The 19,824-nt window shown below is 51.3% G+C and carries 26 protein-coding genes; 18 read left to right on the top strand and 8 right to left on the bottom strand.

The window, feature by feature from the left end:
* Positions 1 to 239 (top strand): hypothetical protein (locus JJU14_RS09100; protein WP_228612772.1); only part of this gene is annotated, 239 nt, incomplete at its 5' end.
* Here the strand turns inward: JJU14_RS09100 and JJU14_RS09105 are convergent.
* Positions 226 to 771 carry a GNAT family N-acetyltransferase gene (locus JJU14_RS09105; RefSeq protein WP_228612774.1) on the bottom strand — a complete coding sequence of 182 codons (546 nt, stop codon included), beginning with the start codon at positions 769 to 771 and terminating at the stop codon, positions 226 to 228. The two genes, JJU14_RS09100 and JJU14_RS09105, sit on opposite strands and share 14 nt — an antisense overlap.
* Positions 772 to 897: 126 nt before the next feature.
* Between JJU14_RS09105 and JJU14_RS09110 the strand changes: the two genes are divergently transcribed.
* The 5 genes from JJU14_RS09110 (at position 898) to JJU14_RS09130 (ending at position 3,616) form a co-directional block, all read left to right on the top strand.
* Positions 898 to 1,221, top strand: coding sequence for a hypothetical protein (locus JJU14_RS09110; protein ID WP_228612776.1), 324 nt, complete (start codon positions 898 to 900; stop codon positions 1,219 to 1,221).
* Between the two features lie 141 nt (positions 1,222 to 1,362).
* The gene (locus JJU14_RS09115) at positions 1,363 to 1,632 is read left to right on the top strand and encodes a Rho-binding antiterminator (protein ID WP_228612778.1); all 270 of its coding nucleotides are present in this window, start codon (positions 1,363 to 1,365) and stop codon (positions 1,630 to 1,632) included.
* The gene (locus tag JJU14_RS09120) at positions 1,632 to 2,183 is read left to right on the top strand and encodes an MgtC/SapB family protein (RefSeq protein WP_228612781.1); all 552 of its coding nucleotides are present in this window, start codon (positions 1,632 to 1,634) and stop codon (positions 2,181 to 2,183) included. Before JJU14_RS09115 ends, JJU14_RS09120 begins: the two co-directional genes overlap by 1 nt.
* A 98-nt stretch (positions 2,184 to 2,281) precedes the next feature.
* Positions 2,282 to 2,668: an acyl-CoA thioesterase gene (locus tag JJU14_RS09125; RefSeq protein ID WP_228612865.1), complete on the top strand. Its 387-nt coding sequence runs from the start codon at positions 2,282 to 2,284 to the stop codon at positions 2,666 to 2,668.
* 165 nt (positions 2,669 to 2,833) lie between these two features.
* A complete protein-coding gene (locus JJU14_RS09130) occupies positions 2,834 to 3,616 on the top strand; it encodes a transporter substrate-binding domain-containing protein (protein ID WP_228612867.1) in 783 nt (260 codons plus the stop codon).
* Positions 3,617 to 3,626: 10 nt separating this feature from the next.
* On the opposite strand, the gene JJU14_RS09135 is transcribed toward JJU14_RS09130, so the two are convergent.
* Positions 3,627 to 4,115 carry a malate synthase gene (locus JJU14_RS09135; protein ID WP_228612783.1) on the bottom strand — a complete coding sequence of 163 codons (489 nt, stop codon included), beginning with the start codon at positions 4,113 to 4,115 and terminating at the stop codon, positions 3,627 to 3,629.
* A 163-nt stretch (positions 4,116 to 4,278) separates the two neighbouring features.
* On the opposite strand from JJU14_RS09135, the gene JJU14_RS09140 reads away from it, so the two are divergent.
* The 5 genes from JJU14_RS09140 to JJU14_RS09160 all read left to right on the top strand — a co-directional run bounded on the left by JJU14_RS09140 (position 4,279) and on the right by JJU14_RS09160 (position 9,799).
* Complete coding sequence (locus JJU14_RS09140; protein ID WP_228612785.1) at positions 4,279 to 5,787, top strand: DUF3612 domain-containing protein; 1,509 nt, start codon at positions 4,279 to 4,281, stop codon at positions 5,785 to 5,787.
* A gap of 61 nt (positions 5,788 to 5,848) precedes the next feature.
* Positions 5,849 to 6,256 (top strand): YacL family protein, encoded by a 408-nt coding sequence (locus JJU14_RS09145; protein WP_228612787.1) that lies wholly within the window; start codon positions 5,849 to 5,851, stop codon positions 6,254 to 6,256.
* Between the two features lie 163 nt (positions 6,257 to 6,419).
* The gene (gene glnK, locus JJU14_RS09150) at positions 6,420 to 6,758 is read left to right on the top strand and encodes a P-II family nitrogen regulator (RefSeq protein WP_091343543.1); all 339 of its coding nucleotides are present in this window, start codon (positions 6,420 to 6,422) and stop codon (positions 6,756 to 6,758) included.
* Positions 6,759 to 6,769: 11 nt separating this feature from the next.
* Positions 6,770 to 8,041 (top strand): ammonium transporter, encoded by a 1,272-nt coding sequence (locus JJU14_RS09155; protein WP_228612789.1) that lies wholly within the window; start codon positions 6,770 to 6,772, stop codon positions 8,039 to 8,041.
* Positions 8,042 to 8,866: 825 nt separating this feature from the next.
* The gene (locus tag JJU14_RS09160; protein WP_228612791.1) at positions 8,867 to 9,799 is read left to right on the top strand and encodes a Dyp-type peroxidase; all 933 of its coding nucleotides are present in this window, start codon (positions 8,867 to 8,869) and stop codon (positions 9,797 to 9,799) included.
* A gap of 18 nt (positions 9,800 to 9,817) precedes the next feature.
* On the opposite strand, the gene argR is transcribed toward JJU14_RS09160, so the two are convergent.
* Positions 9,818 to 10,285 carry a transcriptional regulator ArgR gene (argR, locus tag JJU14_RS09165; RefSeq protein ID WP_091343761.1) on the bottom strand — a complete coding sequence of 156 codons (468 nt, stop codon included), beginning with the start codon at positions 10,283 to 10,285 and terminating at the stop codon, positions 9,818 to 9,820.
* A 167-nt stretch (positions 10,286 to 10,452) separates the two neighbouring features.
* On the opposite strand from argR, the gene mdh reads away from it, so the two are divergent.
* Positions 10,453 to 11,391 (top strand): malate dehydrogenase, encoded by a 939-nt coding sequence (gene mdh, locus JJU14_RS09170; RefSeq protein WP_228612794.1) that lies wholly within the window; start codon positions 10,453 to 10,455, stop codon positions 11,389 to 11,391.
* Between the two features lie 65 nt (positions 11,392 to 11,456).
* On the opposite strand, the gene JJU14_RS09175 is transcribed toward mdh, so the two are convergent.
* The 4 genes from JJU14_RS09175 to ygfZ form a co-directional block, all read right to left on the bottom strand.
* A complete protein-coding gene (locus JJU14_RS09175; RefSeq protein ID WP_366914889.1) occupies positions 11,457 to 11,840 on the bottom strand; it encodes a polymer-forming cytoskeletal protein in 384 nt (127 codons plus the stop codon).
* Positions 11,801 to 12,754, bottom strand: a complete 954-nt coding sequence (locus JJU14_RS09180; protein ID WP_228612798.1) for a M23 family metallopeptidase — start codon at positions 12,752 to 12,754, stop codon at positions 11,801 to 11,803. Before JJU14_RS09180 ends, JJU14_RS09175 begins: the two co-directional genes overlap by 40 nt.
* A 127-nt stretch (positions 12,755 to 12,881) precedes the next feature.
* Positions 12,882 to 13,367 carry a peptidylprolyl isomerase gene (locus JJU14_RS09185; RefSeq protein ID WP_091343532.1) on the bottom strand — a complete coding sequence of 162 codons (486 nt, stop codon included), beginning with the start codon at positions 13,365 to 13,367 and terminating at the stop codon, positions 12,882 to 12,884.
* An 11-nt stretch (positions 13,368 to 13,378) separates the two neighbouring features.
* On the bottom strand, positions 13,379 to 14,359 hold the full coding sequence (gene ygfZ / locus JJU14_RS09190) for a tRNA-modifying protein YgfZ (protein WP_228612800.1): 981 nt from the start codon (positions 14,357 to 14,359) through the stop codon (positions 13,379 to 13,381).
* A 180-nt stretch (positions 14,360 to 14,539) separates the two neighbouring features.
* Here ygfZ and JJU14_RS09195 point away from each other — a divergent pair, with 180 nt between their 5' ends.
* Positions 14,540 to 14,791: a succinate dehydrogenase assembly factor 2 gene (locus tag JJU14_RS09195; protein ID WP_228612802.1), complete on the top strand. Its 252-nt coding sequence runs from the start codon at positions 14,540 to 14,542 to the stop codon at positions 14,789 to 14,791.
* Positions 14,778 to 15,221, top strand: a complete 444-nt coding sequence (locus tag JJU14_RS09200; protein ID WP_228612804.1) for a protein YgfX — start codon at positions 14,778 to 14,780, stop codon at positions 15,219 to 15,221. The genes JJU14_RS09195 and JJU14_RS09200 overlap by 14 nt, the downstream gene beginning before the upstream one ends.
* 18 nt (positions 15,222 to 15,239) lie before the next feature.
* On the opposite strand, the gene nadB is transcribed toward JJU14_RS09200, so the two are convergent.
* The gene (nadB, locus tag JJU14_RS09205; RefSeq protein WP_228612805.1) at positions 15,240 to 16,841 is read right to left on the bottom strand and encodes an L-aspartate oxidase; all 1,602 of its coding nucleotides are present in this window, start codon (positions 16,839 to 16,841) and stop codon (positions 15,240 to 15,242) included.
* Between the two features lie 176 nt (positions 16,842 to 17,017).
* Between nadB and rpoE the strand changes: the two genes are divergently transcribed.
* The 4 genes from rpoE to JJU14_RS09225 are packed head-to-tail and all read left to right on the top strand — an operon-like array spanning position 17,018 to position 19,730.
* Positions 17,018 to 17,593: an RNA polymerase sigma factor RpoE gene (rpoE, locus tag JJU14_RS09210; protein ID WP_091343525.1), complete on the top strand. Its 576-nt coding sequence runs from the start codon at positions 17,018 to 17,020 to the stop codon at positions 17,591 to 17,593.
* A 25-nt stretch (positions 17,594 to 17,618) separates the two neighbouring features.
* Complete coding sequence (locus tag JJU14_RS09215; protein WP_228612807.1) at positions 17,619 to 18,314, top strand: RseA family anti-sigma factor; 696 nt, start codon at positions 17,619 to 17,621, stop codon at positions 18,312 to 18,314.
* On the top strand, positions 18,314 to 19,258 hold the full coding sequence (locus JJU14_RS09220) for a MucB/RseB C-terminal domain-containing protein (protein ID WP_228612809.1): 945 nt from the start codon (positions 18,314 to 18,316) through the stop codon (positions 19,256 to 19,258). The genes JJU14_RS09215 and JJU14_RS09220 overlap by 1 nt, the downstream gene beginning before the upstream one ends.
* A complete protein-coding gene (locus JJU14_RS09225) occupies positions 19,251 to 19,730 on the top strand; it encodes a SoxR reducing system RseC family protein (protein ID WP_228612811.1) in 480 nt (159 codons plus the stop codon). Before JJU14_RS09220 ends, JJU14_RS09225 begins: the two co-directional genes overlap by 8 nt.
* Positions 19,731 to 19,824: the final 94 nt, after the last annotated feature.

The following is a 19,824-nucleotide window of genomic DNA, read 5'->3' on the forward strand; positions in this document are numbered from 1 at the left end:
TGTTGTATCTGAATGGTATCAGTCGGCCGGTGGGGCTGCTGTTTTTTGGTACTTATCTGTTAGCACTAGTGGTGCCCTTGCACCGCCCGGAAATCATACTGGGCTATGTGGCTGCTTTAAGCCTGGCATTTGGCGCTGTATTGCCGCTTTTGATGTCGAGCCCGGCTATTCTGATTGCCTGGCTGGCGGCGAAGGGGCGGCGCTGGCTGCAGCAGCGCCGGTCACTCAAACAAGCTTGAGGCTATACAACACAGCATCCAGCTCGCCTAAGGAATCTCGGTGGCGGTATTTTTTCACAAACTGCATGCCGAGCTTACGCATTACGCCAATGGAACCAAGGTTATCTTCGACTGCAATGGCGGATAAATAGTGTACCTGGGGTTTATCGGCCAGTACGGGCTTAGCCACAGCCTGGGCTGCTTCGCTGGCATAGCCCTGGCCCCAAAAGGCACGCTTAAAACGCCAGCCAATTTCTACATCATCGCTGGCCGGGGTATCGGTATCAAAACCCATGGGCCGGATTAGCACCCAGCCAAGATACGCCTGGTCGCTTAACCGGCGTACCTGCCAAATGCCAAAGCCAAGAGCTGGATCCAGGTACTTCGCCATGCGGGGTAGCATGGTCTGTTCAATGTCGGCCATGCTGCTGCGTTTGCCACCATTTAAGTAGCGCATCACTGCTTCATCCTGATCCACTTCGTACAACAGCTCGGCATCCTGCATGGTTAGCAAGGTAAAGCTTAGCCGGTCGATGTTTGGAACTCTCAGCATGGTAGCGATCCTTTTATGTGAATTTTGTGTTGCATCAAACCTGTGCTATGGTTCATCCTGCACTCGAAAATAGATGTTTATTCAGGCAGTCGATGACATTTCGCTGCAATCGCAAGGATAGCCTTTATGCTCTCGAAACATCAATACCGCATGGCCGGATGGGCTTTCGTTCTTTATGGTGGCGCTGGCGTGCTCTGGTTTTTTAACCTGCGGCTGTTAGACATGAGCTACCAGCCCTTCTTACACCTGTTACCGATCCCATTTTTGCTGCACGTCAACCTGATGCTAATGATTGATTTTTTAACCTTGCTTTGTGGTATCTATTTGCTCAAGCAACATGAACCTGTGCATCGGCTGGCACTGCCCGTCGCTCTGGTAAATTTACTGGCGCTGCCCATTGGTACTTTGGTAGGCGGCTTGTATCTGTGGCTGTACTTTAAAGCAGAGTAAGGGCTTTGCTGCCGGCTGCAGGTTTAGCTATCCACTTTGGTGCGATTCCAGTTTAATAAGACGGTGAAATCTGCAGGTTAAGGTTGTTTGGGTTTATAACTCAGCTACACTCAGATCAATAAAATCGCCTTGGAAACCATCATGATTATCGATTGCGATCAGCACGATTGGGTAGAGATTTTTTGTTTGCGCCGTCAGCTGCTCTTGTTGAATTTACTGGATGGCACTGCGCTGACAGTCAGAGCGACCGATACCCGCAATACGGCCGAACAGGAGTACCTGCTGTGCGAAACTGCCAGCGGTGAGCGGGCCATTCCACTACTGGCTATCGCCAGTATTCAGCCCCTGCATGACTGCGGTCAAACGGATGGTGAAGCAATACAGCTGAAGCTACAAGAAGAGCCCAAGTGATGGAACTGTCTGAACTATTGGATTTAAGCCCACTGGCCTGGCAGGAAATTGCCACCGCTTTGTTTTGTGGTTTTGTCATTGGGCTGGAGCGGCAATTGCGTGGCAAGCCAGCTGGTATTCGCACCTCGATATTAATTGTACTGGGTACCTATGTCTTTATTGCCGCCTCGGTTTCGACCAACACGGAGGTCACCGATCCATCCCGTATTATCGGCCAGGTGATCACCGGGGTAGGCTTTCTTGGTGCCGGTGTGATGCTGACCCGTGATGGCATGGTGCTGGGTGTGACATCCGCCGCGACCATCTGGATGTTGGCTGCGGTGGGTGTTTGTATTGGCATCGGTCAGGATGCGGCGGCCATCAAGTTATCGCTGTTGGTGGTGGCTGTGCTGCTGGGTATTGATGCCCTGGAAAACTCCTCTGCTGCCATGCGGCGTGGGGTGCATCGCAAATACAGCGAGTGGACAGAGCGCAACGGCTCGTTTTTTAAACGTCGTAAAGGCGATCGGTTAAAAGCGCATTGGCAGGATCCGGATGAGCCGAATCCTTAAGGTTCCTTGGGGATAACTATCAGATGCCCGACCAGCTGTACTGTATTCCTTGGTACACTGGCCAACCTATTCCATACCATGTCGACGTGGAGAAATACCTGGTGTTTTCTGTTGAATTTAAAGTTCGTGATTACGAGTGCGATATGCAGGGCATTGTAAATAATGGCGTTTATTTCAATTATCTGGAGCATGCCCGCCATGAGTTTTTGCACAGCAAAGGCATTGATTTCGCCGAGCTGGCTCGTCAGCAGGTGAATCTGGTGGTGGTGCGCTCAGAAATGGATTACAAAGCACCCTTGCAAAGCGGCGATCACTTCGTGGTCACGGTCGCTTATGAGCCCATCTCAAAACTGCGCTTTGGTTTTCGCCAGCAGGTAGTCCGTAGCCGCGATCAGAAAGTGATGCTGGAAGCGCTGGTCATTGGTACCTCGGTGAATGCGAAGGGCAGGCCCTTTGTGCCGGAGGTCTTAAGTCAGTTGCAGTAATTCCAAGATTGTAGGGCGACTAAGAAGAAAAATGTCTAAAGAAACGGTTATTAGTCATTTCTAATCTGTCGCTTTGTTAACAAGTGTCTATGCTTAGTACAGGGAAGTTTCAGAAGGATGCTTGTTATGGCTGCCGGACTGAGAGGGTATTCCTGGCCCCGGCGTATGGTATCCTGGTACCGTACCTACCTGCTTTGTAGGTTGCTCTTTTTCTCCACACACCTCTTTTCAACAAACACCCTTCCTGCAGCAGATACGCTTCGTATTGCGATAGCGGCTGAAGATTATCCGCCATTTTACTTTCAGAGTTCAGAGGGGGAAATGGATGGGTTCTCAATCCAGGTATTGCGGGCGGTTAGCCAGCAGTTGTCGCTTTCTGTAAATTGGCAGCGCTTGCCCTGGAAACGCTTAATGCATCATGTGCAGGAAGGCAGGGCTGATCTGATTCTGGTGATGTACCATACCGACAGCCGGGCTGAGCAATTTCTGTTTAGCGATGTCAGTTATGTGCAGGATGCGATTGTGTTGTTGTGCCATCGACCCTGTAATACTGAGTTTGATGGCGATGTGCATGCGCTGGCAATGAAAGAAGTTGCACTGGTACGTGGGTTTTCTTATGGCCAGGTGCTGGATGCTTTGCCATTGAATGCGTTGACCATGGTAGAGTCCGATACCATGTTGCTGCATCTGGTGGCCCATGGCCGACTGAAGCTTGGTATTGCTTCCTATCTGACGGTAAGCCGTTCTGCTCTGATGCAGCAGCAAAATCCACCTCTTGAGATCCTGGAACCCTTTCTCGCCGCTGTGGACATTTACTTTGCTTTTAGCCGGCGTAGCTTGCTGAGCTCTGCCCAAATACAGGCTTTTAATCAGGCCTTAGTCGATTTTGTACAAAGCCCTGAGTACAGGGCTCTTCGTACTGAGTATCAGCTGGATTTACCGGATTAACGGCTTTGCTTTAATCAATCCGGTAATCCTCGCCATCCGGTGCTGTGAACTGCTTGCTGGTGGCAGCGAACTGACGACCATGCACCAGGCTGAACCAGGTGTGTTGCTCGGGCAGTTCAATCTGAATATCGTTGATGCCGGCGCTATCGCTGTGCTCACAGTGGCCCAGACTGATCTCAACATGGCGCCCATCATGCTCTAACACAATGGCATCCGGAGCGCTTTTGCGGCCACACAAAGCGACAAACTGACCAGGCTGCTGCAAACCGGCCTTACGACCATCGGCAAAATAAGCCAGCAAGTGTTGGTAGTAGACTTCGTACTGGCAGACATCCCGGTGTGATCCTTCTGTCAATGGAAACAATTTATCCAGCAAGCCTTTGGAATACGCCATGACTTGCTGCACATGCTGTTCGTTCAATTGATTGATCTGGCTGATCTCCTGTTGGATCAGCGGTTGAACATCGCGGTTTGTGGTGGCTTGTGTCATCGTATTCATCATCTGTCTTTCCTCACTCTCTATCCGTATGGTGTGCCCGGTGGTTCATGCCACTGGTGCTGTCGGGTACCGGCAGGGAGTTATTGCCCTTGCTCGATTTTTAGTCTAGGCTAATTTGTAGAGTAATTTGACAATAAAAATTTTACAGTGTGAATTTTACAAAATGAAAGCCAATAAATCCTTGCTGCGAAAGTCTCATTTTCTGGGTACGAAAATACGAAACTTGCGTAAACGCAACCACTTAACCATGGATGATTTATCGACGCGCTGTGTGCGGGTCAGTCCTGATTATGCACCTTCGGTCTCCTATTTATCGATGATCGAGCGTGGCAAGCGGGTGCCCAGTGTCGAAATGCTGGAGGTGATTGCTGAAGTTTTTCAAAAGCCACTGGATTGGTTTCTAGACGGTGAAGAGCAGCAGGAAGATATTATTCCGAATAAAGGCAGCCGTGGTGGTATTCATGGCATGCCGCTGGAGCCGGGCTTTTTATTTTCGCCAGATATCCTGCAAATAGCCTTGCCAGAAATGCTCTCTCAAACCGGCACCAGCTCGCGTCAATTTGCTCAGTTATTGATTCGGGCACACCAGGAGCACCACCAGAATCATTTTCCGGAGCTGGAACGAGCGGCTGAAGAAATTGGTTTAAAGCGTATGCCTCTGAGTGTGGACGATTTAATGCACTTGGCAAAGGCACAAGGATTGCAAATCAGCTGGTTCGATGAAGCGCCTGCCGAAGTGCTGGACGAGCTGGGCGTGCGGAGCAACAATGTGCCCACGTCCTGGTTCGAACCACCAAAAGCGCTGAAGCTGAACCGATTGTTGCAACAGTTTCCAACCCGGCTGAAATACGAGCTGGCGGTGCATATTGGTCATGCTGTTTTGCACAACAAAGATGGCGTGAAAAGTGCGATGTCGGTTGGGGGAGCGCACAGCGCCGGTGTCATGGTGACCGACCGGGTGTCGCCGGAAGATATTTTGCATGCCTGGCGTGATTTTGAGTCCAGTTTTTTTGCCGGTGCTTTGCTGTGTCCGAAAGTGCCGTTTCGCCAGTTGCTAGACCGCCATGGTTATGAAATCAGCAGCCATAAATTGGCTGAGGTGTCGGCTTCGGTAGCGATGCGGCGCATGACGGCGGTATCCAGCTACCCGCATTGGCATTACTTTGATGCCTATACGCCGGGTAAACTAAAAGCCGTGTACCGGGGCAATGGCATCCCACTGCCGTGGGGCAATATGCGGGCGGTGGATGACCCTTGCCAGCACTGGGCGGTCTTTCGCATGTTTGATGTGCCTGGCGAGGGCAGCTCAGCGCAACTATCGCTGCTGGATGTGCATGGACGGCCACGGATTTATTGCTGTGAATCTGTAAGGGTGAAGGATTTGGCAGGCAATGCACATGTGCTTTGTGCTGGTATAGATCTCAATCCAGCTCTGGCTGCACAAGGGGTGGATGCTGATAGCCTGGCAGCGGATATGAAAGCGCTGTGCATTGCGCAGGGAGGGGGAGCGAGAATCCCCAGCTCGGTGCGCAGCCCGCTGATCAGTGTGGCCAATATCCTTAATATTAATTGGGTAAGCCGCAGCCTGGATAAGCCAGCCGAATTGATCTGCTCGCGCGGTACCAGTTGCCCGCGCCAGCCATCCTGTTATCAATGCCCTGACCGGAAATAGCTTTGGATGCGCAGCATGGTGTTTGGCTTTGGGCTATAATCCAGAGCAGGAGGTAAGCACTGTGGATTACGAATTTTATTACAGCCGGGACAGCGGCAATTTTAACTTGCAGCTGCCATCGGAGCAGGATGCCATCGCTCGTTTTCTGCTGGATGAGTTTGTGCTGGATCAGGCCGGTTATCACTTATTGCTGCGGGAGCTACATGCGTTGGGTCAGCACAGCAGCTGGCAGTATCAGGGCAAGAACTGGTCGCTGTTTGTCGAAGATGGTGATGTGCTGGTTTGCCATCACTCTTTGCTGGAACTGGAGCATGAGCCCTTGCCAGATAAACTGGCGGGCAGTGAGCTCTCGTTGGATGAAGACAATCTGCAGGCTGAATGCGGCCTGGTGGATCTGATTAAATTGATAGAACAATGGCAGGTATTCGTTGCCGGGCAGCAGGCTAAACTGAACGGCGCTTACCGCTAACCCTGCACTTTCGCTGGGAATAAACGCACCCTATTGGTGCGTTTTTTTATGCCCAAGCGCAGAATATATAATTTACCTGTTCTTATTCAGACACTTAAAAAAGTGGCACACGACTTCCTTATGCTGATGGCAACCATAACGATAACCCCAGAAGGAAACATCTATGAAGCTTGTATGTGCCATCATCAAGCCCTTTAAGCTGGACGATGTTCGCGAAGCCATCGCGGAGATTGGCGTTGAAGGCTTAACGGTCACCGAAGTCAAAGGCTTTGGCCGGCAAAAAGGGCATACCGAACTCTACCGTGGGGCAGAGTACCAGGTGGACTTTCTGCCGAAGGTCAAACTGGAAATTGCCACCCTGGATGAGCATGTTGATCGCTTGATCGCAGCCATTGAAAAAGCCGCCTGCACCGGACGCATTGGTGACGGCAAAATCTTTGTGTTTGAGCTGTCGCAGGTGGTACGGATCCGTACCGGTGAAACCGACGCCGACGCCATCTAGGGAGAAACAGCATGCAAGAACAAATTTATCACTTACAATTTGCGATGGACACCTTCTACTTTCTGATGTGCGGTGTCCTGGTGATGTGGATGGCCGCAGGCTTCTCCATGTTGGAAGCAGGTATGGTGCGCTCCAAAAACACCACCGAAATTCTGACTAAAAACGTCGCACTGTATTCCATTGCCTGCATCATGTACCTGATCTGCGGCTACCAGCTGATGTATCAGGGCGGCTTCTTTTTAAGTGGCATTACCGAGCTGGATGTTGATGGCACTTTGGCTGAGTTTGCCGGGCGGGAAGATGGTTTTACCGGTGACTCCATTTATGCCGGTGCTTCGGATTTCTTCTTCCAGGTAGTCTTCGTCGCCACGGCCATGTCGATTGTATCCGGTGCGGTGGCCGAACGCATGAAACTGTGGGCCTTTTTGGTGTTTGCTGTGGTGCTCACCGGGGTAATTTACCCGGTGCAAGGCAGTTGGACCTGGGGTGAGCTGCCGGTCTTTGGTTTGTACGATTTAGGCGAGCTCGGTTTTTCTGACTTTGCTGGTTCTGGTATCGTGCATATGGCTGGCGCCTCTGCTGCACTGGCTGGTGTGCTGCTGTTGGGAGCCCGTAAAGGTAAGTACACCGCAGACGGTAAAACCCATGCAATTCCGGGCGCCAATATGCCGTTGGCAACCTTGGGTACGTTAATCCTGTGGATGGGTTGGTTTGGCTTTAACGGCGGCTCGGTGTTAAAGCTGGGCGATATGGCCAATGCCAATGAAGTGGCTGTCGTATTTGTTAATACCAATGCGGCAGCTGCCGCCGGTGCTATTGGCGCTCTGATCCTGTCAGTGGTGCTGTTTCGAAAAGCTGATTTAACCATGGTGCTGAACGGTGCCCTGGCGGGTCTGGTGGCCATTACAGCCGAGCCTTCTACCCCAACGCCACTGCAAGCCACCATTTTTGGTGCCATTGCGGGCTGTATAGTGGTTGGGGCTATTATCGGCATGGATAAGTTGAAAATTGACGATCCGGTTGGTGCTATCTCTGTGCATGGTGTGGTCGGTTTGTTTGGTCTATTGCTGGTACCCCTTACGAACAGCGATAGCAGCTTCACGGGTCAGCTAATTGGTGCTGTGACTATCTTTGTATGGGTCTTTGGTACCAGTCTGGTGGTGTGGGCTATTCTGAAGAAAGTCATGGGTATTCGAGTCAGCGAGCAAGCTGAATACGAAGGGGTGGATCGCAGCGAATGCGGCATTGAAGCCTACCCTGAATTTGTATCTTCGGTAAAGTAGCAGAATAGGGGGTGTCGATGGCGCCCCAAAAAGAAAACGGCCGCACTACAAATAGCGGCCGTCTTGCGTCTTGTGCTCAGCATCCTGCTGTTGCTGTCCTTGCCTGGCTTCCTGTGCCCTCATCCCGAAGGTTCCCTGCCTGGCTTCCTAGCCGTGTCCTGTTGTCCTTAGAAGCGGCTTCTTGCTGCCTCACACTCATCCTGAGTGGTCCTGCTTCATCCTTGGGTTCCATCTGCGCTAGTCAATCGAAATCCTGTCGATCGTGGCGTCCTGCCTGGTCCCTTTACTGACTTTATCCTAAAGTCACTTGCTATCCATTGCGTGTCCTGTGCATCCTGCCCTGGCCACCTTGCCATGGTCACTCGTCCTGAGTGAGTCCTGTGGTCATCCTGACCGGCTTCCATTGCCTGCATGTCGTCCTATCATGCGGGTTCGTCCTGAACCTGTCCTGAATCGTCCTTCACACACCCTGTGCATCGCTATTCACTTAAAATGACATATAATAAGTGACATCCTGTTGCGTCTTGTTCATCCTGAACCTGTCATCCGCTGACATGGCTATTATCTGCTGAACCAGCGGCGACAACCAGCGAGTGTAAGGAAAAATCTTTGTTGTCATATTATTGTAAAAGTGGATTTTATTTTTAATTTTCATATAAAACAGTAAGATATGCATTAAGAGTGCGATGTGTAAGGCAGCTTTTGCCGCTTTGGCGCACTTGTTTGTGAGATATATCTCACAAGGAAATAGGATAATTGTCTTTTTAGCTCGCTGGACAAGGCGAAGCTTTACCACTGTTCAAGGATTAAAGGAGTACAAAACGCATGGCAAGAGAGCAACTGGGCATCTGTGCGGAAGCCAATTTGCATGGGGATTATCTGCTTTTAAATGCGTTGGATGGACAAGAAAGCTTTATCAGACAGCAACTAGCGCAGATCCCTGCATTGCTCAGCCAACTGGCTGATCACTTTTCCGAAGCTATGCTGACCGGTGTGGTCGCCATTGGTGCCAGTTACTGGGATAGTTTGTATCCTCAGGCGCGGCCAGCCGGTTTGTTGCCTTTTCCGGTATTGGAGTCATCCGAGCTATTGATGCCGGCCGACTCATTTGATTTGCTGTTGCAAATCCGCTCTGATCGGCAGGATGTCAATTATCTGGTGGCACAGCAGGTCTATCAGATGTTGGCACCTGCGGTTGAGCTGGTGGAGCAAATGCGCGGCTTTCGGTATCTGGATGGCCGGGATTTGACGGGCTTTATTGATGCGCCAGAAGCGGTTCGTGGTCGCAAACGGCGGGAACTGGCATTATTGACTGTGGAGCAGGAGCCGCAGTTCGCGGCTGGCAGTTATCTGCATCTGCAGCGCTTTCGGCACGACATTAAGCGCTGGCAGTTGCTACCTGTTTCCGCTCAGCAAGCCATTATTGGCCGTAATAAAGCCGATGGTGACTGGCTGCCGTTGGCGCAGTTGGAAGCGGACTGCCACAGCCTGTGTTTTTATCAGGATAAAGATCGCAAGCAGCCATTGCCGCTGCTGACTCAGAACATGCCTTTTGCCGATTTAAAGCAACAAGGACTGCTCTGGTTGTCGTGCAGTGCAGACAGCACCGCTTTTGAAACCCTGATGCGGCAGCGGCTGGGTTTAAATGAGTTGGCGGTTGATGCTTACGATCGCCTGCTCGATTACAGCCAGGCCGACCTCGGGGCGGCGTTTTTTGCCCCTTCGGTCAGCTTTTTAGAGCAGTTTGAGCGTGGTTGAGTCAGGGTGCTTTAGCGCCTAAACTTTTTCGAATAGCTCGGTTACTTTTTCCAGTGTGAAGTTGATATTCTTCACGCTGATCGGAGCTATAAAGATGGTATCGTCACCAGCGATGGTGCCCAGCACGCCTTCTGCTTTGCCAACGGAGTCCAGCAGCCGGGCGATCAACTGAGCGGCACCTGGGCTGGTACGAATGATGATCATCACATCGTTGTGCTCGATATCCAGTACCAACTGACGCAGAGGGCTTTTGGTGGTCGGTACTCCGAGCTCTGGTGGTAAACTGTATACCATTTCCTGCTTGGCATTACGAGTACGAACAGCACCGTATTTGCTAAGCATGCGCGACACTTTGGACTGACTGACGTTGTCAAAGCCCAGTGCTTTGAGTGCGTCGACGATATCGCCTTGTGAACCAAAGCGCTCTTCTTTCAGCAAATTTTTAAATGCCTGGATCAGGGCTTCTTGTTTGGATTGCTTGGTCATAATGGTCACTTTTCTATACGACTGCACTATTCTGGCAAGGTCAGTGCAGGGTGTTATATTACTAAAGTCTGTGCAGTAAATTAACTCAAAATGGGGTAAAATACCCGCGATTTTATTCAATGCATGCATATTTATGCCTGCTTACCAGTTGAACAAGGGGATTTCCAATGAAAGTAGCTGTGTTAGGTGCGGCCGGTGGGATTGGCCAGGCGTTATCGTTGTTATTGAAGCTGGACTTGCCAGCCGGGACTGAACTGGCCCTGTATGACCTGGCGCCGGTTACCCCGGGCGTAGCCGTGGATTTAAGCCATATCCCAACCGCTGTGCAGGTAAAAGGCTATGGTAAAGATGATTTGGCACCGGCTCTGAAGGGGGCTGATGTGGTAATGATCCCGGCCGGTATGCCACGCAAGCCTGGCATGGACCGCTCCGATCTGTTCAATGTGAACGCCAATGTAGTGAAAACCCTGGCTGAAGCCATTGTTGAGCAGTGTCCGAAAGCCTTGGTTGGCGTGATTACCAACCCGGTCAATACCACGGTTGCCATTGCTGCTGAAGTATTCAAGAAAGCTGGCACCTACGATCCGAGTCGTTTATTTGGTGTGACTACGCTGGACGTGATCCGTGCAGAGACTTTTGTCGCTGAATTAAAAGGCAAGAACCCAGCGGATATCACAGTGCCGGTGATCGGTGGTCACAGTGGTACCACTATTTTGCCTTTGCTGTCTCAGGTAGCTGGCGTTAGCTTTAGTGATGAAGAAGTGGCTGCGTTAACGCATCGTATCCAAAATGCAGGTACCGAGGTAGTGGAAGCCAAAGCAGGTGGCGGTTCAGCAACCTTGTCGATGGGTCAGGCGGCGGCGCGTTTCTGCGTGTCTCTGGTCAAAGGTTTACAAGGTGTGGAAGTTACTGAGTACGCTTATGTCGAAGGCGAAGGGGAGCATGCCCGTTTCTTTGCACAGCCACTGGTGCTGGGTAAGCAGGGTGTTGAGCGTCTGTTGCCTGTTGGCAGCCTGAGTGCCTTTGAGCAAAAAGCCATGAACGAGATGCTGCCAACCCTGCAAGCGGATATCAAGCTGGGTGAAGATTTCGTGCATAATGCTTAATTGTTTGATTTTTTAATAAAAAACCGTGCTGCAAAGCACGGTTTTTTTATGGCTGATGGTGGCAATTAGCTGGCGGAGCTTTCTTTCTTACTGGCTTTATCGTTGGTTAACTCGGCCTTGGCTCCATGCTGCTGCAGTTTGACGACCTGATCTTCCGTGGTCGGCTGGCTTTCACCGATAAAATGGCCCCCTCGTTCAATGCTGAGCTCATCACTGTGAATGGTGCCCTGAGCTTTACCATGTGGCAGAATTTCTACATGGTTGGCATAGCACTCACCTTCAAAAAGGCCATTGATAATCACTTTATCCGCAATGATCTCACCTTTCACTCTGCCGGAGCGGCTGATGATCAGGGTTTTTTCGGTATTAATTTTCCCTTCCATGTAGCCATCTACGTGAATATCGCAGGTTAATCGGAAACTTCCGTGGAAGGAGCTGCCTTGTGCGATGACAGTAGCAGCTGATTGCTTACCTTTGTTTCCAGCATGCTGACTAAAGAATCCCATTGAATACTCCTTTCCTGTGCAAATACATGGTCGAAGTTGGTCGCATCCCAATCCATAAAGGCTTGTGGATTAATGGGCCGATCAAGAAAGTGGACTTCGTAATGCAAATGAGGTGCGGTCGAGGCACCTGTATTTCCAACAGTGGCAATCAACTGGCCTTTTTCAACAAAGCTGCCAGCGCTGACTTTGAATTCGTGCAAATGCGCATAGAGGGTGGCAAAACCAAAGGCATGGCGAATTTTCAACAGATTGCCATAGCCGCTGTTGCTGGGGCGGACACTTTCTACCACACCGTCGGCAGGTGCGTAGATGGGAGTACCGCGGTTGGCCGCTAAATCGACACCGCGATGATGGCGCTGATTGCCGTGAATTGGGTGAGTACGATTACCAAAGCGGGATGAACGATACCGAAACTCCAATGGCGAACCGCTTGGGATCATTTGCAGCATGGTGCTTCGCACGGCGGAGTTGATGGTGGCAATATCCAGACGTTGATCAAGGTTTTGATTGCTGTAGACCTGATCCAGCCCAAGCGCCTGCTCAATTTCGCCAAGGCGACTGGTTGCCATGTAGATTTCATCACTGCGTTCAGCCAGTTCATCTTCGAGGTTGTGGCGGTGGCTTTCTAACAAAGCAATATTGGCTAGCAGTTGCTCGGTATGCTGTTCCAGCGCGAGCTGTTGCTGGTGGTGTTGTTCCACCTTGTTCAGCAGGTAGTTGACAAAAATAATGGTGCCGAAGGTTACCAAACCCAGCATCATAGCAACGATAACAAAATAGCGGCGCAGCAGCTTACCAATGGTGTAATGGCGTGAGCCATGGATACTGGATATGGATATAAGCAGTCTGTCTTTCATACTACCTGCTGGCTGAGTTTATTCGCGGCGAAAAGAACTGAAAATAAGGTGAATTAACGATGCTGTCAAGTTTTGTGCAAATAAGCTTCACCCGGAAGCGGTGCTGCCGGGCGAAGCTAAACTGGCATTAATGGCCTGCAGTGCCATCCAAGCCATGGGCATGGCCATGGGCGATTTCATCTTCTGTAGCGTCACGGACCTGCACAACTTCGACATCGAAGGTTAAATCAATACCGGATAACGGATGGTTACCATCCACGACGACTTCTTCATCACCGACTTCGATAATGATTACGGAGTGCTCGCGTCCATCCGGACCTGCTGCCCGAAAACGCATGCCAACATCCACGTCCATGCCTTCAAACATAGAGCGTGGTACCGATTGAATCAGTTGGTCATGGCGCTCACCATAGGCCTCAGCCGCTTCGATGGTGGCATTAAAAGTATCGCCCGGTGCTTTGCCGGCCAGCGCCTTTTCCAGGCCTGGGATCAGGGAGCCGTGACCATAAAGAAAAATCAGCGGGTCGCCGCCAAAGGATGAATCCAGTTCAGTGCCCTGTGGATCGGTCACTTTGTAATGCATGGCGACAACTTTGTTTTGCGAAATAGACATGAAGACCTCAGTTATTGAAGGGTGTATGGCAAGGGTTGCAACTCAAGCAACGTCTCAGGCTCAGTTGCCAACCTCAGCTGTGTGTTCGCTGTTGTATCATTCGGCAGTACCGCCAGCAACCAAAGTTGCTGATTCACATTGACGGCATTGATGACCTGGCCAGCCCGACGCCAGTTTGTATCCAGCTGCATTTCAATATCACTTCCCGCAACAGGAGTGCTGTTGGCCGTGGCCGACAAAATATAAGCAGCGCGTTTGTTTTTTCCCAGGTACTTCATCCGGGCGACCATTTCCTGGCCGAGATAACAGCCTTTATCAAAGCTGATAGCATCCTGTGCTTGTAAGTTTAGCATTTGTGGCACGTACTGGCCGATGCTTTCTTGCTCCAGATAACAAAAACCATGCTGAATATGTGCCTGCAACCAACGGGTGGGCGCCGCAAATGGCAGTGTGCCATCGTTCAGCAATTGGTGGGCTTGTTGATGACTGCATAGCAGCAGGTAATGATCGTTGGTTAAGGCCAGTAAGTGCATGGCTTGTTGTTGCTGTCGTTGTCCGCTGCCAAGCATTGTAAAACCGAGCTGTTGCACCAATGCATTTACATCGGCTTCAGCACCAGTAATGCCAAATACGGCCCATTGCTGTTGGCCTGGTTCAAAACTGACTTTGGAGAAAACACCAAATTTTTGCCATTGAGCTAAAGAGGCGGCCAACTCATCGCGGTAGGCCACTACCAGTAAATCGTTGTTACTTTGCTGCAACAGGTGAAACACCGACCACATCTTGCCTTTGGCATCGCAATGAGCTCCGCGCAAAAAGTTATCCGGCGTTAGGCGCCGCAAGTCGCAAGTCGTTTGGCTTTGCAGATACTTTTCAGCATCCGGCCCATGCACTCGCAGTACATCAAAGCCAGGCAATGGGACGATGCAGGCAGCGCTTGGTTGATTGGAAAGATGGGCCAGTTGTTCGGCCTGGATCCAGCTGGATTGCATAGGTTTACGCTTCGTATAAAGAGCACATTATGACGATCATTGGGGATTTCGACCAAAAGCTCAACCCCGGGGGCGTATTTTTCTTAGCAACTTCTGCGACCGGGCCATATCGGCCTGGGCTTTTTTAGGTATAATTCAGACAAACTGGTCAGACTCACCTCACTCAGGAGCATTGTGTTGATGTCGGAATTAATGAGTAAACCACGCTTACGCTGGGCCTGCCGACGCGGCATGCTGGAGCTCGATGTGCTGTTGGCGCCTTTTGTTGAGGAGGGCTACGATGCTCTTAGCCTGGCTGATAAACAGGTATTTGAGCGGCTGCTGGCCTGCGATGATCCGGATCTGTTTGCCTGGTTTATGGGGCATGCCAAGAGTGATGATGCCGAGTTGCAACGTTTGATTGGCGTGATTCTGGATCGTGTTCGCGTCTAGCATCAGCGTCAGTCGCTCCCGATGGCGACGTGGGCTGCTGTTGGTTTTGTTGGCTGCGGCTCTGGTGCAAAGTCTGTTACTGCCATTGCAAGGTCTTTGGCTGGCACTGTTTTTGTTGATCTGGTTTGCCTTTGCCTGGATTTGGTGGCAGAGCTGGCAGCAGGCAGAGCCGTCACACACCTTGCTGCTTGGTGACATGGGTGAGGTTCGGTGGTTACCCGCTGATCGTCCGTCTGGTGTGCTACTTGCTAAAAGTCTGGTGTTGCCCTGGGCCATTTGGCTTTGCTGGCGCACGGCACCGGACAAAAAGGCGCCGGCCGGCCGATTGCAGCAGTACTGGCTTTTGGCCGATCAATGCAGCGATGCAGATTTTCGTGCGCTGGCCAGAGCCATCCGTCAATGCCGCTGGCAACAAGCTCCTGTCAACTAAGCCTGGAATACGACAGGCCTAAGGTTTATTCGGCTCTAGTACAGTAGGCTTTGCTTTGTCATCACTTAGTGTATGCGGGTAATCCAGGTTGTAATGCAGGCCTCTACTTTCCTTACGCTGCAAGGCACTGCGAATGATCAGCTCTGCCACTACCACCAGATTACGCAGCTCCAACAGGTTGTTACTGACTTTGAAGTGGCTGTAATAGTCCTGAATCTCTTGCTTTAGTAGCTCGACCCGGTGCAGAGCGCGCTCTAAACGTTTATCGGTTCGGACAATCCCAACATAGTCCCACATAAATAATCGCAGCTCATGCCAGTTGTGGGTGATTACAACTTCTTCGTCTGAATCACTAACCCGGCTTTCATCCCACTGCGGTAGATGTTCGGGTAAAGTCGCGTTCGCTAGTTGAGCCAGGATATGGCGGGCTGCTGCCTGGGCGAAGACCACGCATTCGAGTAGCGAGTTGCTGGCCATGCGGTTGGCGCCATGCAAACCGGTATAGGCTACCTCGCCAATGGCATAGAGGTTGGCAATATCGGTTTGACTGTTTAAGTTCACCATCACACCGCCGCAGGTATAGTGAGCGGCCGGAACCACAGGGATCGGTTCTTTGGTGATATCCAGGCCCACACTTAAGCACTTGGCATAAATGGTTGGAAAGTGCTCCAGAATAAAATCGGCCGGTTGGTGACTGATATCCAGGTAAACACAGTTGGCCCCCAGGCGCTTCATTTCATAGTCAATGGCGCGGGCCACTACATCGCGCGGTGCCAGCTCAGCCCGCTCGTCAAAATCCGGCATAAAGCGGCTGCCATCCGGACGTTTTAGGTAAGCGCCTTCGCCACGCATGGCCTCGGTAATTAGAAAGTTGGGTGCATCCGGGTGGTACAGGCTGGTGGGGTGGAATTGATTAAACTCCATATTGGCGACCCGACAGCCCGCCCTCCAGGCCATGGCAATGCCATCACCACTGGCAACATCCGGGTTACTGGTATACAGGTATACCTTGCTGGCACCACCTGTCGCCAGGGCAACAAAGCGGGCACGGACGACTTCGACCTGCCGTACCTGCTGGCTCCAGATGTAAGCACCCAGGCAACGGCTTTTATCGACGTTTGTGATCAAATCGATGGCGTGATAATGCTCCAGCAGCCGAATATTCGGGTGTTGCTTCACTTGTTCGACCAGGGTAATTTGCACAGCTTTCCCGGTGGCGTCGGCGGCATGCAAAATACGGCGGTGACTGTGGCCACCCTCTCGGGTCAGGTGGTATTTAACCTTGCCATCCTGATCCTGGTACTGATCAAAAGGCACCCCTTGCTGAATCAGCCACTGCATGGCTTCTTTGGCATGCTCGGCAGTAAATTGCACAGCTTCTTTGTTGCACAGGCCTGCGCCGGCAACCAAGGTATCGCTGACATGGCTGGCAATGCTGTCGTTCTCGTCAAACACGGCTGCGATTCCGCCCTGAGCATAGAGGGTAGAACCTTCACGCAAGGCGCCTTTGCTTAGCACCAGTACTTTGGCGTGGGCAGCCAGTTGCAGGGCCAGCGACAAGCCAGCGGCACCGCTGCCAATAATAAGTACATCACATGGGTATTCTTTTTGCGCTGTCATAAGATACACTGTTGCGTTAGGTTCGCGCTGATAAAGGCGATGACATACGCTTATTGTAACTTTTTCCTGCAAGGGGCAGAACTATTTATGACACCTTTTGTCCTAATCAGTACGCTAGACGAGCGCCAGTTACAAAAAAGTAAAGTAGTAGAATGGGTTACAGGGGATAAGCTCGGATGAGCGAGCAAGAATTGGATTGGCAAATTGTCCAGCGTGTGCAGCAGGGCGACCAGGCTGCGTTTAATTTGCTGGTAAAAAAATATCAGCATCGAATTACGAACTTAATCTCGCGTTACGTCTCTAACCATGGTGATGTGGCTGATGTAGCGCAAGAAGCTTTCTTAAAAGCGTATCGGGCTTTACCCGGCTTTCGTGGTGACAGTGCTTTTTATACCTGGCTGTACCGGATTGCTGTAAACAGCGCTAAAAACTATTTGGTGGCCGCGTCTCGTAAACCGCCGGCCAGCGATGTGGATGCTGAAGATGCCGATTATTTTGAAGGCAGCGATGCATTAAAGGAGCAGGATTCACCGGAAAAGCTTTTGCTATCCGATGAAATTAGGCAAGTCGTGTTCGATACCATTGAAAACTTGCCGGATGAGTTACGTACAGCCATCACACTGCGCGAACTGGATGGCTTGAGTTATGAAGAGATTGCCGATGTGATGGGTTGTCCCATTGGCACAGTGCGAAGCCGGATTTTCCGGGCTCGTGAGGCCATAGACTTACAGCTTAAACCTTTGCTAAGCTAAGCATAAGTGAATGACAGGAATGACTATGTCGTCAAAACAACAGCACTGGCAGTCTGCCGAGCAAATGCAGCAGTCCGACTCGGCTGAGTCGAGCCTTGAATCGTCATTGGATTGGCTCTCGGCAGCCATTGATGAACAGGGACTCTCTGAGCAACAACTTGGTCGTCTTCTGCATGATGAGCAGTTGCAACAGCAATACGAACGCTACCATCTGATCGGTGCTGCCATCCGACAAGAGCTTCCGAAACAAGTGCAGGTTGATTTTTCGGTCGACTTTGCCGCCCGATTGCAGCAAGAGGCGGTGCATCAGTTGCAGCCGCATGGTTCTATTTTGCAGCGTCTGGGGCACAGGTTCAAAGCGGCTGCCAATAGCGACTGGTTTAAACCCACAGCACAAACGGCTATTGCAGCCAGTGTGGCTCTGATGGCTGTGGTTGGCGTACAGCATTACCAGCAGCCGTTTGAACAAGAATTGATGTCGCCATTGCCAGTGCTGCAAACTCTGCCTGTTGCCGGCTTCGCGACTCCGGTGAGCCTGAGCCAGACCACGGTGGATACCCGTTTGGAACAGCATGCTCATCAGGCTATGCTTGAACAACAGCGCCGCTTGCAGGAATTATTAAATGCACACCATCAGCAAGTCCGGGTGCTGGAACAGGCCGCTTTGCTCAATGAGCAATCACAGCCTGCTGTTGATGTGGAGCCTGACGGAAACAACTAATGCGATGGTCTTTGTTGCTGCTGCTTGCCAGCAGCCTGCTGTTTGTACCGGCACTTCACGCCGAATCTAAGGGATGGCAGCTTTTTCAGCAAAGTCAGCATGCTGTTCGGACCAGCAATTTTGATGCCTCTTATGTGGTATTCAAAGGTGAGCAAATCACCAGCTTTCGTTGGCTGCATGGGGTGCATGAACAGCAGCAACTTGAGCAATTGGTGCCGATGGATGTCGACGGCATCGATATTTTGCGTAAGGGCAAGGTGGTGTACTACCTGACACCGGAAAAACCGGCCCTTATTACCCTTAGTTCTTACATCAAAGAATTACCGTCTTTACTTTATCAGCCGATTGATGATCTGCGCGAGTTGTACGATCCGGTATCAGGCAGTGTCAGTCAGATGGGGGGACGTTCGGCACAATTATTGCGACTGACCGCTTTTCATCCGGGCCGCTTAAGTTATTGGCTCTGGCTGGATGTTGAATCAGGATTTCCACTGAGAATTGATACTGTAGCTGAAGGCCATCAGATGCTGGAGCGCTGGCAGGTGACGCATTTGAATGTAAGTTCGCAATTGCCTGAACCCTTGCTGGCTTTGTTGGAGCTGCCTTTGCCCACCCCGGAGCAGCGTCAGCTACAGCCAGCTGCTGCAGCCCCAATGGCTTCGGATATCCAATTGGCTTGGCTACCATCTGGTTTTAAGATGGTTGAAGACCCTTTGGTAGTGCCTAGTTTGGGCGTACCCTTATTGAATTATTGGCTGCTGAGTGATGGCTTGCATCAGGTTTCGGTGTTCGTGCAGCACCCGAATCAACAGCCGCCACAGGCCTATCGTGATGGTGCCACCACCATTTATGTGCACTCGACCGAGCAGTTCGATGTGACAGTGATAGGGCCAGTCACGTTGGACATTGCTCGCCAAATTGCGAACGCCGTTCGTTATGATTGAACAAATTGCGACAGTGCGTAAGCTCGATTCGGGAGGTGTCTGGTTGGAAACGACACCGGTTACGACTTGTCAGTCCTGCTCTGCCAGCGAGGATTGCGGTACCGGCATTGTGGCTAAAACCTTTACCCCAAAGCGCAGCCAGTTTTTTTTGGTAACCGACAGTGCCTTGCTGCCTGGTCAGAAGGTAAGGATTGGCACCACCGAGCAGCGTTTACTGCTGGCAGCTTTCAGTCTTTATTTGTTGCCTCTGGTGTTGATGCTGCTGGGGGTTGCTGTCCTGAGCTGGTGGTTGCCAGCCTTAGCCGAGTTGTGGCTGATAGGAGTGGCCTTGTTGCTACTGTGGGCAGGCTTCCGCCTGGCAGCCAGGCTGTCGAAAGGATTGGAGCGTGATGCTGTGTTATTGCTGGAAGTCTTACCGGAGCTGGCCGTCACCAACCAGCAACCAGCTGAGGTTGCCGCTAAGATCACATAGCCAGCCGCGGCAGGATCGAGTACAATTCGCCGATAATCCAATCATGCCATCTGCTGCGTTAGAGCAATGAAGCCAGTAGAGCAGAGCACAGCGT

This window comes from Alkalimonas sp. (assembly GCF_020831925.1).
Lineage (GTDB): Bacteria > Pseudomonadota > Gammaproteobacteria > Enterobacterales > Alteromonadaceae > Alkalimonas.